Genomic DNA, 14,901 nt, shown 5'->3' on the forward strand with positions numbered 1-14,901 from the left:
CATCTCAAGAGCGGTCTGGGTGGGGGCAGGTTTCTTCAACATGTCCCAGTGAATCATAAACCCCTGGACGGTGCCAGGGGTTTGTCAGCAGTCTGGAGGATGCGGGCTTTGCCCGCATCCTTTTTTGAGTGCTCAAAGTCCCGTGGCTGATTGAGGATGAAACTGGCCGGCATCCCGATCTCGTGCCCGTAAAGAAGAGGCAGGGCCGAAACGTCAAGGAGTGGACCTTTGCCAAGACGCTTTGCGCGCCGCGACAGAGGTCACCATTGTCGGCAAATATAGCTAAGGTAGGTTGCTCGACGGAGCCCTGTTTTCGACATATGCGGGTCCGCGCGTTACTAGCGTATCGTCCGGAAAATTGCCGCCCCGAGGTTCCTGCTTGACGATTTATACAGTCGGCATCAGAATCGCAGCGTTGAGGGTGAGTCGACCGTACCCGCTTTCACATTGTTGCTCGCCTCAGAAGAGACTAGCCGCAGCGGCCGATTGGCCACGCGCCGACCGACGCCGCTGGTCGCAAGCTTGCGGGGGATCGCCGTGGATAAAGTGTTGTCGGCAGTCGGTCCTCCTCGCGACAGCCAGCCGCGGCACTGGAGGTTCTTCTTACGGAGCAACCGCCGCTGGCTGCTTTGGCCAGCGCTTTTGATGCCCGTTTTGCTTCTTGCAGGTATCGCTGTTTTTTACCATGAAATCCGCCACGTCGAAGATCCGGCTGGTCGCTTTGAGTATCAAGCGCTCGATAAGGCCGCCCGATCATCACGCATATCAGTCCGCCCTGATACGGCGGCTCCTTCTCCTCTTCCGCCGACGTCTGTATCGCTGAAGCTGATCGAGGTTCCGAAACTGGAGCTGGCCAGCCAGTTTCTGCGGACGTGGCGCTTCGCGGGGCCAAATATCTGCGGCGCTCTTCGAGAGGCCGGCATCGAAATGAGCGAGTGGAAAGCCGCATCGATGCGCAATCGTAGTTATGAATGTTATTTTCAGCGCATCCACGAACGGGACGAGGTGCGACCGCTCAGTTCGACCTTCGTTAGGGTTCGGGGAAATGAAAGGGGCGATATTGTTGAGATCCGCGCCAAGATCGTCGGGCCGCAGACAGATGCCCAGGGGCGTCTCGCTCCGGCTGTCCTGCGCATTTTCGAGATCATTGTGAAGCAGGCCTGCTGGCGTGATTTCGAAGATGCGCTTGCGTCGATCCAAAGCCTTCGCAATGTCGAATACGACCAATTCGGCGCCTATCTCAGCTTTACGCGCGAAGCCGGCAGCGAAAATAGCTTCAATTTCATTCTTGGCCTTAAGGCGACGTCAAGTTCGCAGGTGAGGACCAAGGCGTATTTTTCGGCAGACAGCTGGCTGGCCACGACAAAACCCCGCATTCCGCAAACTTTATCCTCATCGTCCGCATCGTCGCATCCACAGCCGCCACTTGCGCTCGATGACGGAGTGAGTAGCGGCCACAATTCAAGATCAATCTGGAACTGTGGCTGAACATCCATAAGTCCATCGTGACCTTAGTTTCGTCCCTTCGAGGTCTTCGCCAGCATCTCGCTCAGCGTTGCCGCCGAGAGCATGGATTCGGCCAAAAGCTTCTTGAGCTTCTGGTTTTCCTCCTCCAGTGCTCTCAGCCTTTTGGCATAGAGACCGACATTTCCGTACTGCAAGGATTGCCACCGATAGAAGGTCGGCTCGCTGATCCCGTGCTTGTGGCAAACATCCGCCACCGTCACCCCGGCTTGGTGCTCCTTCAAGATACCCGTAATCTGGTCGTCGTCGAATTTTCTCTTGCCCATCACGGTCTCAGTCCTCGCGAAATGCTCTGTTGAAACTGTCGAGGAGTGGTCTGACGGCATAGAGCGCCACGCTGCTTTCGCCCGTTTCGATCAGTGTCTGTGCGGGCATGCCCGCGACCAGTTCGACATCACTCATTTTTGCCAACCGCTCGTCCGTTACACGGATAGTCGCGGCAAAGTAGGGCTGGCCGCTCTGCGGGTCGGTGAGACGATCCGCTGATACGTACTCGACCCGACCTTTCAGCAGTGGAACGCGCCGCTGATTGTAGGGAAGGAGGTGGACCTGTGCCTCGAGCCCCGGACGGACGAGATTGATGTCTTCCGGTCTGACGTGGGCAGACACGACAAGGCGATCGGTGCGTGGCAGAAGATCGACGAGCGGTTCACCCGCGCCGATCACGCCACCTGATGTGTGGATGCGCAGGTTCATGATTGTCCCATCGTCGGGAGCACGAATATCGGTCCTTGACAGTTGGTCGTCGATCGCCCGCAAGCGCTCGCGCAGCTGCATGATCTGGCTTTCCGTGTTGCGCATGCCCTGGGCGACTTCGCTCAACCGGTCGCTCTCAAGTTTTGCGAGATCGGCCTGCGAGCCGCTGATCGCCTGATAGGCGCGAGAGATCTGCGCCTCTACTTCACCCTGCTGGCCATCGAGGTCTGCCTTTTCCCGCTGTAGGTTGAGAAGTCTGCTCCTTCTTTCCAGTCCTTTGGCGGTGAGGACCGTAACCTGATCCAGTTCTTGGCTCGAGATTGCGGCTCTGTCGGCCAATGCTGCCTTCTGCGCACCAAGCCCGACGATTTCCTGCCGCACCTGGGCGATTTTTTCATTGGTGATCTGAATTTCCGCCTGCATGACCCGGCGACGGGCGTCGAAGATTTTCTGTTGTCCGATCAGAATGGCGCTGACCGAAGGATATTTGTCCATTGCTGCCCTGAGATCCTCAGGATAGGCGACGTGATCGCTGCCCGTCTGCTCCGCAAGCAGGCGGGCGCGGCTTCCTTCGGCGTCCCAAAGTTGCCCTTGAACACTGTCGCGCTCCGAGCGAGACTTCGTATCGTCGAGTTCGATGACGATCTGCCCGGCTGTGACCGCGTCACCGTTTTTAACGAGGATTCGTCGGACGATTCCACCTTCCAGATGCTGAATGGTCTTGCGGCTGGTTTCCGGCTCGACGACGCCCGATGCGACCGCAGCGCTTTGCAGCGGCGCCAGAACCGACCAGATTCCCAATCCGACGATGAACACCAGGATCAACAGGTTTCCCGTCCAAACAACGCCTCTGAGCCCCGGCATGGGCGAAGGGGGAGCGGGTCCGCGCTGTTTCGATTCAATCACCGGCCAATAGGCCGTCCGTTGCCTGGCTGTTGCCGTCGATCGTGGAGGCAATCGCTGAGTCGCCCCTGACAAATCTGAAGATTTCGCCCGCGTTGCGTCCAGTTGAACAAGGGTCATGGCGCTTCTCCCTATCTTCCTGTTCGAGACGGCGGTTGAAGATAGGTATCATAAATCCGCTCACTGTCGCCGAAGGCAGCTACTGTCCCGTTGCGCATGATGGCAATCTTGTTGGTGACAGGCAGGATCCCCATCCGGTGCGTTATGATAACGACGGTCATTCCCCTGGATTTCATGCGCTCGATTGCCGTAAACAACATGCGTTCGCCGTCATAATCCAGGCTCGAATTCGGATCGTCGAGAACGATGAGAGACGGATTTCCATAGGCCGCCCGTGCCAGTCCCAGCTGTTGGCGCTGAGCCCGGAGGAGCAGGTTCCCACCTTCACCGATATCGGTCTCGTAGCCCTGCGGCAGCCGCATGATCGCGTCGTGCAATCCAACCAGCTTTGCGGCGTCGATCGCTTTGCCGGGATCTGCTCCATCGAGCCGGCCGATCACGTCCTTGATTGCTCCGCCGAAGAGTTCGATGTCCTGCGGCAGGTATCCGACATGGCAGGTCCCGCCGCAAAGACGCAGAGCCGAGATATCGACCCCACCGAGAAGGGCACATCCGCTCGTTGCTTGCACAACGCCTGCCATAATGCGGCCAAGCGTCGATTTTCCCGATCCCGACGGACCGATGAGCGCGATGCAATCGCCTGGCGCCAGCCGCAATGTGATATCAGTCAATATCGGCCGATTGGCGAATGGCTTGAAATAGCTGACATTATCCAGAACAAGGCCATTGGGTTCCGGTCGCGGCACCATTCGGGCATCGCGTTCCGATGCAACTGTTATCAGCATTCTGTTCAAGCGATTGAAGGCGTTACGCGCAAACGCAAAGGAGCGCCATGCACCTATTGCCCCCTCGATTGGTGCGAGCCCGCGCCCGAGCAGCAGGCTAGCAACGAAGATGATGCCGGGACTGCCGCTGTTTATGAGCACCAGCCATGTCGCCGATCCCATCATCAGGATCTGCGCGAGCGTGCGGATCGATTTGGAGAAACCAATAATGATCTCCGTGCGATGCATCGCGATGTCCTGCGCCCTTCTGGCCATTTCCGCATCGCGATAGACGATCTGCGCTGCGCCATCCTGCATGCCCATTGCCCTGATTACCTCGATGTTCTTGAGGGCTGTCGCAAATCGCAGATAGCTCATCGACAGGGAAAGATTGGCATGGGCAAGCGGCTCTCGCGTCGCCAGTTCCGTCAGGAACGCAAACAGCAGAAGTGCAACGGCGCTCAGAAGACCGATGGTCCCAAGCAGCGGATGTACAAGAAAGAGCAGGAGCAGGAATAGCGGCGCCCAGGGAACGTCAAAAAGCAGCGAGCTGGCCGGTGAATCGAGAAACTGGCGTAATGCGGCCAGGTCCCTGTAGCACTCCGTGGCTGCACCCGTATCGGCGCGAGTGGCATATTCGAATGATGCGGTCAGCACCATGGGCCGCAGCCTGTGGTCCAGCCAGCTGCCGATGCGCGAAAGAGCTGCCCTGCGCACGATATCCAGCATGGAGCCGACCAGCACGGCGATGGCGATGATCATCGTCAGCATCAGGAGCGTGTCAGCGCTTCTGCTCGACAGGACCCGGTCATAGATCTGCAGGAGATAGATAGACGGGGCCAGAAGAAAGAGATTGTAGCCGCAGCTATAGAGGAAGACCAACCCGAAGGCTCCGGCACAGGCTCGGAGCGCGACAACGAGCTGTGTCTGCGGGCGCGGTGGCTTGATGGAAATCGTTGTCATTATCAGATCTCGCTGCATTTGATACTGACGAGAAAAGACTGCGTGCTGGTTCAGCAATTCAGGAGGGTCGCCGGCCGAAACCGGCGACCCTCAGAGTCTGAGTTCATGAGCCGAGATGGTCGACGTCGATATGACCGAAGGCGTTTATGAAGTGATCGAGAGAATTGTTCACCGTCGTCGTTTCAGGATCCGAGTGAACCAGTGCCGACGAGATGTCGCCGCCCAGAGCGTTGTTCCCGTTGCCGCCGTTGCCGCCGACACCTGCGAGGATGGTGGCATGCTGATCGGCCACAAGCTGCGTATATTGTGTCGCGGTCGTCGCCGCAGCCACCGAAGCCGTGTCGTGGCCGCTCGTGTTTCCTTGATCACCGTTGGATTGAGCGTTTCCGCCTGCGCCGCCGGCGCCGCTGGTGAGTGATGCCAGGAAGCCGTTCTGGGCTTGGCTGAAGCCACCGGGTCCGCCACCGCCGGCGTCCCAATCTGCCGTCTGCCAAACGTGATCGCCGTTGTGCAGATGGGTAGATGCCCCGTCGACCGTTTGCACAGGGGTGACATAGGCTACCGGGTTGTAGTCAATGTCCCCATGATTGTAACCATTACCGCCGTTGCCGGCATTCGCATCACCCGCATCCGGGTTGTGGAGTTGAATCGTGTCAGATATTTGTGGAATAGGCATTGATGTCGCTCCTTCTACTTCGTTTCGTCCGTGTTCCTTTTACGGCGTTCCCTTACGGCGTGGGTATTAAGATGTCACCGCCAGCCAATACAACCGCGATCGAATATTGCCTGCGATTTAATCTATGGACTACCCGGATATTCGGCGACACTCCTTCGAGTGCATACTTGAAGGTGACGGAGAGTTATTCTGGATTAGTACGAAGTAATTTGGCGCGGGATGGGATGGGTGTGATCTCTTGTCGAAGCGACGTCGACCTTTTTTGAAGAGGCCGCCCCATAGAGAACCGCTGTATTCAGGGGGTCTGATCAGGTAGCCCGTGGCAAAGTCGATCCTGTTCGGGTCTTGAAAACGTCTATGTGCGATCGTGCGAAAGATGCGGGACCTCTAATCCAAAAGCGGATTGTTTGCTCGTAACCTCGCTCAACGGGCGCTGCGCTCATGACAGCCGAACGGCTATAGCCCTAGCCGACGGGATGTAGACGAATTGCAGGCTCTGCTTTTCTTCCGTTCGGGGGCACAATGTCTGAACAATTCAGGCTGGCTGCGCGATGCGTTCTGCGGATCCGCGGGCTGCCCTTGGAATGGAGACGGTAATGACGGAAATTCGTCCCTTGCTGGAAGACTTGCCCAAAGCGGGCACCGATCAAAACCTCACCTCCAATGTGGCGGCGGGGCATCTGGCACTGGTGCCGACCTGGCTTCCATTGGATGTCGCTTCCGGTCCGTCTGCCGGCAGCGGTGGTGACGGGATAAACGAAGGCGTGATCAGCAGCAATTCATTGGCCGTCTTCATGCCGTCCAATGCCGCGATGGCCGGACCTCATTCGGGTGCGGACGCTTTCCAGGGCAATGATGCGCTCATCAATCAGCATCCCACCGAAATGGCCGGGATCGGCGGGAATGGTGGAAGCGGCAATGTTGCCATCGGCAGCGGCGATGGCGCCAATCATGCCGGCGCCGGCGGCAATGGTCTCTTCTACGGTGGACTCGTCAGCACCGAGGTCGCGCTGTTTGCCCCCGTGAATACGGCCGTGGCTGCAGGCCCTGGCGCGGAGGCTCACGCTGAGCAATCGAACAACGCCCTCTTCCTGCAGGGCGCAACCCAGATGGGCGGCATGGGCGGCTCGGGTGGAGATCATAACGTCGCGAACCATGGCTCGTCGATCAGTCCGGGAACGTCGCTTACATTGACCGGGGACTATTATGCGGGCCACGGCGGCGATGGATATTTCGTCGGCACTATAGTCGACGTGAGTATCGCCATCTTTTCACCGATCAACATCGCCATAGGCGCCGCGGGCGGCTCGGCCGAGGCCCATCAGACAAACAATGTCATTTTCGATCAGGGCGCTGTACAGATCGCAGGCATCGGCGGCAATGGCGGCGGCTTCAACCTGTCGTCAGACACGATTTTCACCGGCAACCATGCGGGCGGCGGTGGTGGGGTCGGATCGTCGACGGGCAGCATGGTGGACGTCAATTTCGGCTATTTCCATCCCATCAACATTGCCGTTCCCGCCGGTGGGACGGCGGACGCCCAGCAGATCGATCATGTTCTCTATGACCAGCATGCGCTCCAGTTGGCCGGCATCGCGGGCCACGGTGGAGAGGGCAACCTCACGGACGCCCATTCGGCTCTGGTCGACGACATTCTGGGCTTCATGCATAGCTAGCGGATAGACTCTGTGCTTGCATTGCGGAGGCTCAACTGGACGAAACCGCTCGTCGTGCTGACAGGCTCGCGAGATGCCGAACATTTCACCATGACCTCATCCGTATTGTCGTCGATTTCGGCCGCCAGAGGCCGTGACCGCTGCCTGGCGCCTGGCGGTGCCGGCGCAGCGCAGCCTGCGTGAAACAACTGGTATTAATGCGTCATTAGAGCGCAGTTTCACTAATCATAACGGGTAATCAGCGATCCTCTGCTTTTGTCGCCCTTTACGGTTGTCGTTTCGCTGTCGGACCCTGCTGCTGTTTTGAATTGAGAGATGGAAACAAAGCCGAGCCGATCGGCAGCTCATTATGTCAACTCGTTCTTTCCGAGATGGGCCTGTAGCAGATCGGTTGCCTTTTCAGTGTCTTTGAAAGCTTTTTTGACCCGCTTGCCGTACGTCAATTCGGCCAAGGGGAGGAAGGACTGTGGCGACAAGTCGAGCCGTCATGCCATCATGGACAATCTCTTCAATATGCTCTGATAGCCCAGTTATCTATCACTGAAATCTCATAGGCTATAAGAATTATCGTGAGAGATCAGACTATTTATATCGGCAATACACTCATTTTTTATCATGACATGTAGTGAGAACAGGAATATTATAAATGGCTGTTGCGTTGCAAATAGTCTGGGGAGCACGCAAGTGTCCAACATTGCTAGAAACAAGCGCCGTATGGGGCGCAGTGCACCAACTGTGCTCATCATTGGGCATTCTACATTGGCGCGGACTACCGTGGTGAAGCTTCTTGAGCATGAACTCACTGGGTGGAACTTTATAGACTTGATTTCGACCGAGAGTCTCGATCGGGCTCTTGGAGCCGAGGTGCGTTTGATTGCATTGGATCTGGCCGGCAGAGATGTCGAGAGTGCCAGCCTGCGTGATGATCTGGCGGCAATTGGTGCACGTTTTCCAGAGGTTCCTATCACGTTGCTCTCAAGTACGGATGACGTCATCATCGCCCGTCAGGCGCTCGAGATTGGGATCCGCGGCTTCTTCTCGACGTCACTCCCTGTTGACATTGCTCTTGCCGGTCTTCGTCTCGTTCTGGCAGGAGGAACATTTTTCCCGCAGCTATTAGGGGATGTTGCACACGGCTTAAACGAGCATCGTCCGGCCAGAAATGAGGCTGAAAAAAACTTGGATGACAGGACGCAGTACTTGGCCATTGCTGATTTCACTCCACGGGAAGCGGATGTCCTCGCAGAGTTGCAATGTGGCTGTTCAAATAAGGTAATTGCAGGAAAACTCAATTTGTCGGGGCATACGGTCAAGATGCATTTGCAACACATTATGCGCAAGTTGCAGGCGCAGAACCGCACTGAAGTGGTTGCCCGCTTAATTCAAAGAGCCGCCGGTAGGCCTGACGCTTCGCCGAGTTAGGCGGTGTCGGCCAGTACCGGGCGCTTTCCCAATGTTTGAATGGGTGTCGGAGCGCAGTTTATCCTACCATAGGCGCCGGAGATTGTTCCCTGACTCGAGCCGTTGCCACCGCCGGCGAAGTTAGACTGTGCTACCGTCGGTGCGTTGTTGCTTCTTCGCCACAACCGGCTCGAAATCAGGCGAGCGCCAATATCCCCCCGTGGCGCAGTATTTCCGAGTGAGTTACATCATCAGCAAGCAGCCGCAGCAGGCGGTTGGGCCGGTGGAGCGCGGTAATCTGTAGCTTCAGGGGAATAGTTCCGCGCATGGATGGCAGCCTTTCGCAGCATCTGGACTCCGGTCTTCGTGCGCTCTGCGGCATTGCTGCATTCTATCGCATTGCTGCCGACCCGGTTCAACTGCAGCACGATCTGGCGTTGAAGGGGCGCACGTCCCGGGCCATCGACATTCAACGAGCAGCCAAGATCATCGGGCTTAAGGCGCGTGTCGTGGAGAAGGTCACGGAGCAACGTCTTCGAGCCATGCCCGTCCCCGCTATTGTCCAGGTGCGCAGCGGATCCTTTCAGGTGCTCGGCGGCTTGAACCCATCTGGAAAGTACAGACTCGTCGATCCGATAACGCGCGTCGATCGTGAAATCGCTTCTGCGGATATACTAGCCGAAATCGACGCGCGCGTTATTCTTGTGGGGCGGCGCATAAGAGGCGAAGGGTCCGACCCGCGAGAATTCGGCTTCAAGTGGTTTCTGCCATCGATTTGGCGTTATCGAAAGCCGCTTGCCCATGTATTGCTTGCCTCGCTGTTTGTGCAGATCTTCGCGCTCATCACACCTTTGTTCTTCCAGGTCGTGGTCGACAAGGTCCTGACGCACAAAGCCTATTCGACATTGTTCGTGCTTGTCGCCGGCATCGCGATCATTGGTCTCTTCGACGTCATGCTTCAATATCTGAGGTCCTATGCGTTGGCTCACACGACGAACCGGATCGATGTCGAGCTCGGCCAACGATTGTTCCATCATCTCCTGCGGCTACCGCTGGAGTACTTCGAGACGCGATCAGCCGGCCAGACCGTCGCCCGCGTTCGAGAACTTGAAACGATCCGCGCATTTCTGACCGGGCAGGGGTTGTTTTCGGCGCTCGACGTCATTTTCACTTTTGTCTTCATCGCGGTTCTTTTCGCCTATTCCTGGAGCTTGACCCTGATTGTCGTTGCGGCGATCCCGATTTACCTCCTGATCGGAATCGTGATTCGACCGCCGCTGCGCGAATTCGTCAAAGAGAAGTTCAATCGGGGAGCGGCAAGCCAGCAGTTCCTGGTCGAAGCGATCGTCGGTGTCCACACGGTTAAATCCGCCGCGGTGGAGCCGGTGATGCAGGCGCAGTGGGAGGAAAAGCTCGCAGCTTACGTGCGAACAGCCTTCGATACGACACTGCTGAGCGCTGGCGGACAAAATGCCATTCAATATGTGAGCAAGGTCTCGACGGCGGTCCTTCTTCTTTTCGGTGCAAGGGCCGTGATGAACGGCGAGCTTTCCGTTGGTTCGCTTGTTGCCTTCAACATGATCGCAGGGCAGGTCACCCAGCCGGTTTTGAGGTTGTCCCAACTCTGGCAAGATTTCCAGCAGGTGCAGATCTCGGTCGATCGGCTCGGCGACATTCTGAACACGCCGATGGAGCGTCAGCCAAGCGCCCGTTTGTCGTTGCCTGCCCCAAGGGGGAACATTGAACTTCGAAATGTCACCTTCCGTTATCGGCCCGGCTCTCCGGAAGTCTTGAAAAACGTATCGCTGGACATCAAACCCGGCGAGATCATCGGTGTCGTCGGCGCATCGGGTTCCGGAAAGTCCACGCTTGCCAAACTGGTGCAGCGTCTCTACGTCCCCGAAGAGGGTCAGGTTCTGCTGGATGGCATGGATCTATCACAACTCGACCCCGCGTGGCTTCGAAGCCACATAGGAGTCGTTCTCCAAGAGAACCTGCTGTTCAACCGCACGATCCACGACAATATCGCTTTCTCAAACCCGGCGATGCACCGCGCTCAGGTTATTGCGGTTGCCAAGCTCGCCGGGGCGGATGAATTCATTTTGCGGTTGCCGCAAGGCTACGACACGATGATCGAAGAACGTGGCGCGAACCTGTCCGGCGGCCAGCGTCAGAGGATCGCCATTGCCCGTGCGCTTGCCACCGCCCCGCCGATCTTGATTTTCGATGAGGCGACCAGCGCCCTCGACTATGAAAGCGAACGGGTCGTACAGACCAATATGCGCCAGATCGCCGCCGGCCGAACGGTTATCATCATCGCGCACCGGCTCGCAGCTGTGCGGCCCTGCAACCGGATCATCGGTATGGCAGACGGGCGCATAGCGGAAATTGGCAGCCATGACGAGCTGCTTAAGCGCCCGGACGGGCTCTATGCGCGGCTTTGGGCCTTGCAGAATGACAGAGGCGCCGCATGAAAAGTGGACCTGTCCAAGCTGTTCGATATGCCGGTCTTGCGCCGCGCCCGGCCAAGCGATCCGATCATGAGTTTCTGGCACCGGCGATCGAAATCCTGGAGACCCCGCCCTCGCCGGTGCGCCTGGCGCTGATCTTGATCATTTGCGCCTTCGTCACAACGGCATTGATCTGGTCCTATATCGGCCACATCGACATCATCGCAGCCGCACAGGGCAAGATTCAGCCGGCCGGTCGCGTCAAGGTTGTTCAGCCGCTGTTGACGGGTAAGGTGAAGGCGCTTCCGCCATCAAATGGCGCACAGGTTAAGGCCGGTGATATCCTGCTCGAACTTGATCCGACGGATGCTGTTGCCGATGAGACGGATGCGGCAAAAGGCCTGGCGTCTGTGAACGCCGAGGTCCGGCGCCGAAAAGCTGCGGTAAACTATGTTCGTTCTCAGGAGAGCGACGGGCTGCTGCCAACGATCTCATGGGATGCGGACGCGGCCGATGAATTGCGTCGTCGTGAAGAAGGCATCCTGCGGGGCGACCTCGAACAATACCAGGCCGCAGTTGCGTCGCTTGATGCTCAGAAGCACCAGAAGGAAGTGGAGCGCGATCGTCTGACGGTGACGGTTGCGGCTCAGAACTCGCTGGTTGAAACGCTGAAAGAGCGTGTGGCGATGCGCAATATGCTGGCTTCGAAGGAAGCCGGCACCATGGCAAGCGTGATCGATGCGACGCAAACATTGAAGGAGCAGGCGACGCAACTGGCTATGCAGGAAGGTCAGCTCGCTGATGCCGCCGCTGGTATCGAGGTCCTTGCGCGGGAAAAGGACAAGCTAAAACGAGCATTCCTAGGCGATCAGCTCGAGCGGCTGGGTAACGCGGAACGTCGGGTCGAAGAGCTGGAGCAGCGACTGGCGAAAGCCATAAATGTTCGTGAGCAGATGACTTTGCGCAGTCCAATAGACGGCACGGTGCAAGCATCCTCGATTACCAGTGTGGGCCAAGTGGTGACCGTCGGCGAGGACGTGATGCGTGTCGTGCCTGAGGGAAGCACACTGGAACTCGAAGCTTACGCTTTGAACAAGGACATCGGCTTCATCAAGGTCGGCCAGGATGCTGTCGTCAAGCTCGAAGCCTTTCCCTTTACGCGCTACGGGACGATCCCGGCCCGCGTCATCAAGATTGCGGCAGATGCGATTCCGGAACCCGATGCAGCGCGCCGTGAAGGCGACCCTGCGGCACGACAGTCGGAGGCAACGTTCGGCGGCGCCGAAAGGATGCAGAACCTCGTTTTTCCGGTGACATTGAGTTTGGAGGCCGATCAAATTCTAGCAGATGGCCGTAACGTCCAGCTCAGTGCGGGCATGGCAGCAGTTGCGGAGGTTCGAACGGGCGAGCGCAGGATCCTGGAATATGTCTTCTCGCCTTTGATCGAGGTCGCGGAGGAAGCGCTTCATGAGCGTTAGTTACTTAGGTCGAAACCTTACCGAAGCGAGAGAAGACTTGTAGTTGAAGTTTCACCCTCATGCGGAGCAGAGGGAACCGGCATTTGGCACGGCAGAGTGGATTAGGCAAACGGGGATTTTATGACGAACCTTATTACTTCGACGAAGAACGTCAGCTTGACTGGGGATCAGAAAGTTGACGGGCTGTTCAGCGGCACAGCCTGGGACGGAACGATAACCTATGCGTTTCCCACCTTCTCGACATCGTATTCCTATGCCGGCGAGAAAGATTTGGGTTTCTCTGCGATTTCCTCTCAGCAGCAGTCTTTTGCCTTGTTCTTCATGGAGCAATCCTACGGAAATACGGCAAATGACGGTTTCTCCGTTGAGGGATTTACGAACGCCAACTTTCAGGCCGGTAGTGCGGAGACCGCATCGGTGCGGTTCGCTCAGTCATGGATGCCCCCGACGGCATGGGCCTATTATCCAGACACTCCGGAGGCAGGCGGCGACGTCTGGTTCGGAACGGCATATGCTGGCACTGAGGTAGATCTTCGCTTTCCGGAGTTCGGCAACTATGCCGGCCATACCTTGGCGCATGAACTGGGCCATGCTCTCGGCCTGAAACATGCTCATGAGCCCATATACTTCGGCAATTCAACGGTCGTTCCGAGTGCCTACGATTCGCTCGAATACACGATCATGACCTACCACACATTTGTCGGAGACGATTTGAGTGGGATCAAGTATGAGCATGACGGTGCGCCACAAACTTTCATGATGCTCGACATCGCCGCCCTGCAGGAAATGTATGGTGCGGACTACACGACCAACAGTGGCAATACCGTTTACAAGTGGAATCCGAACCAAGGCATCACCTATGTCAACGGGGTTGCGGCCATCACGCCCGATGCCAACCGCATCTTCGCGACAATCTGGGACGGCGGCGGTATCGATACCTATGATTTGAGCGCTTATACCACCAACCTCACGATCGATTTGCGAGCAGGGGGGTACTCGGTCTTTTCCCAGGGCCAGTTGGCAGATCTGGGGGGTGGTCCGAACAATGGTTACGCCCGCGGCAACATTTTCAACGCGCTTCTTTATCACAATAACGTTGCCTCCTTGATCGAGAATGTTCAGGCCGGCTCCGGTGACGATACGATTGTCGGTAACGAAGCGAACAATACGCTTTGGGGAAATGCCGGAAATGATTCGCTGTCCGGTGGTACTGGCGTCGACACATTGATCGGCGGCACTGGCAACGACACCTATTTCGTCGACAATGCCGCCGACGTCGTCACCGAAAACGCCAGTGAGGGGACCGACACGGTTCGCGCCACGGCAAGCTACACGCTTGGCGCCAATGTCGAAAACCTAACCTTTATCGGCACCGGGGCCTTCAGCGGTATCGGAAACGGGCTCGCCAACACGATCACGGGGGGCGCCTCCACCGATACGCTCTTAGGCGGCGCCGGCAACGATACGCTGGACGGTGGCGCCGGCGCCGACACGCTGCTCGGCGGTGCGGGGGACGACACCTACATCGTCGACAATGCCAGCGACAGCGTCACCGAGAACGCCAGCGAGGGGACCGACACGGTCCGCACGAACCTGGCAAGCTATACCCTTGGCGCCAATGTCGAGAACCTCACCTATAACGGAACGGCAGCCTTTGCCGGAACGGGCAACTCGCTGGACAACCTTATCATCGGGGGCGCTGCCAGCGATACGCTTTCCGGCGGCACCGGCAACGACACGCTGAATGGCAGCGCCGGCGCCGACACGCTGATCGGCGGGGCGGGGGACGACATCTATGCCGTCGACAATGCCGGCGACAGCGTCACCGAGAACGCCAGCGAGGGGACCGACACGGTCCGCACGAACCTGGCAAGCTATACGCTTGGCGCCAATGTCGAGAACCTCACCTATAACGGAACGGCAGCCTTTGCCGGAACGGGCAACTCGCTGGACAACCTTATCATCGGGGGCGCTGCCAGCGATACGCTTTCCGGCGGCGACGGCAATGACACGCTGAATGGCAGCGCCGGTGCCGACACGCTGATCGGCGGAGCGGGGGACGACATCTATGCCGTCGACAATGCCGGCGACAGCGTCACCGAGAACGCCAGCGAGGGGACCGACACGGTTCGCACGAACCTGGCGACCTATACACTTGGCGCCAATGTCGAGAACCTCACCTATAATGGAACGGCGGCCTTCACTGGCACCGGCAATGCATCCGCCAACACGATCAGGGGTGCGGCAGGC

9 protein-coding genes and 1 pseudogene are annotated in these 14,901 nt (G+C 57.8%); 6 read left to right on the top strand and 4 right to left on the bottom strand.

The features are described from left to right. Positions 1–645 precede the first annotated feature (645 nt). Positions 646–1,488, top strand: coding sequence for a DUF6030 family protein (locus FHT69_RS29300; protein WP_183906374.1), 843 nt, complete (start codon positions 646–648; stop codon positions 1,486–1,488). Between the two features lie 44 nt (positions 1,489–1,532). On the opposite strand, the pseudogene FHT69_RS29305 reads toward FHT69_RS29300, so the two are convergent. The 4 genes and pseudogenes from FHT69_RS29305 to FHT69_RS29320 form a co-directional block, all read right to left on the bottom strand. Then, positions 1,533–1,790 (bottom strand): annotated as a pseudogene (locus tag FHT69_RS29305) (transposase); the annotation flags it as partial. A gap of 7 nt (positions 1,791–1,797) precedes the next feature. Continuing rightward, the gene (locus tag FHT69_RS29310) at positions 1,798–3,243 is read right to left on the bottom strand and encodes an HlyD family type I secretion periplasmic adaptor subunit (protein WP_183906333.1); all 1,446 of its coding nucleotides are present in this window, start codon (positions 3,241–3,243) and stop codon (positions 1,798–1,800) included. Between the two features lie 11 nt (positions 3,244–3,254). Then, positions 3,255–4,970, bottom strand: coding sequence for a type I secretion system permease/ATPase (locus tag FHT69_RS29315; protein ID WP_132575771.1), 1,716 nt, complete (start codon positions 4,968–4,970; stop codon positions 3,255–3,257). A 103-nt stretch (positions 4,971–5,073) separates the two neighbouring features. Next, positions 5,074–5,646, bottom strand: coding sequence for a PE-PGRS family protein (locus tag FHT69_RS29320; protein ID WP_132575769.1), 573 nt, complete (start codon positions 5,644–5,646; stop codon positions 5,074–5,076). 596 nt (positions 5,647–6,242) lie between these two features. Here FHT69_RS29320 and FHT69_RS29325 point away from each other — a divergent pair. The 5 genes from FHT69_RS29325 to FHT69_RS29345 form a co-directional block, all read left to right on the top strand. Continuing rightward, positions 6,243–7,322 carry a hypothetical protein gene (locus FHT69_RS29325; protein WP_183904548.1) on the top strand — a complete coding sequence of 360 codons (1,080 nt, stop codon included), beginning with the start codon at positions 6,243–6,245 and terminating at the stop codon, positions 7,320–7,322. 714 nt (positions 7,323–8,036) lie between these two features. Continuing rightward, entirely contained in the window at positions 8,037–8,744 is a 708-nt protein-coding gene (locus tag FHT69_RS29330) for a LuxR family transcriptional regulator (RefSeq protein WP_246714065.1), read from the top strand. A gap of 305 nt (positions 8,745–9,049) precedes the next feature. Then, complete coding sequence (locus FHT69_RS29335; protein ID WP_183904547.1) at positions 9,050–11,197, top strand: type I secretion system permease/ATPase; 2,148 nt, start codon at positions 9,050–9,052, stop codon at positions 11,195–11,197. Then, positions 11,194–12,651 (top strand): HlyD family type I secretion periplasmic adaptor subunit, encoded by a 1,458-nt coding sequence (locus FHT69_RS29340; RefSeq protein WP_183904546.1) that lies wholly within the window; start codon positions 11,194–11,196, stop codon positions 12,649–12,651. Before FHT69_RS29335 ends, FHT69_RS29340 begins: the two co-directional genes overlap by 4 nt. Positions 12,652–12,771: 120 nt before the next feature. After that, positions 12,772–14,901 (top strand): M10 family metallopeptidase (locus FHT69_RS29345; RefSeq protein WP_246780773.1); only part of this gene is annotated, 2,130 nt, incomplete at its 3' end.

It is taken from the genome of Rhizobium sp. BK008 (genome assembly GCF_014197345.1).
In the GTDB taxonomy this organism is placed as follows: domain Bacteria; phylum Pseudomonadota; class Alphaproteobacteria; order Rhizobiales; family Rhizobiaceae; genus Rhizobium; species Rhizobium anhuiense.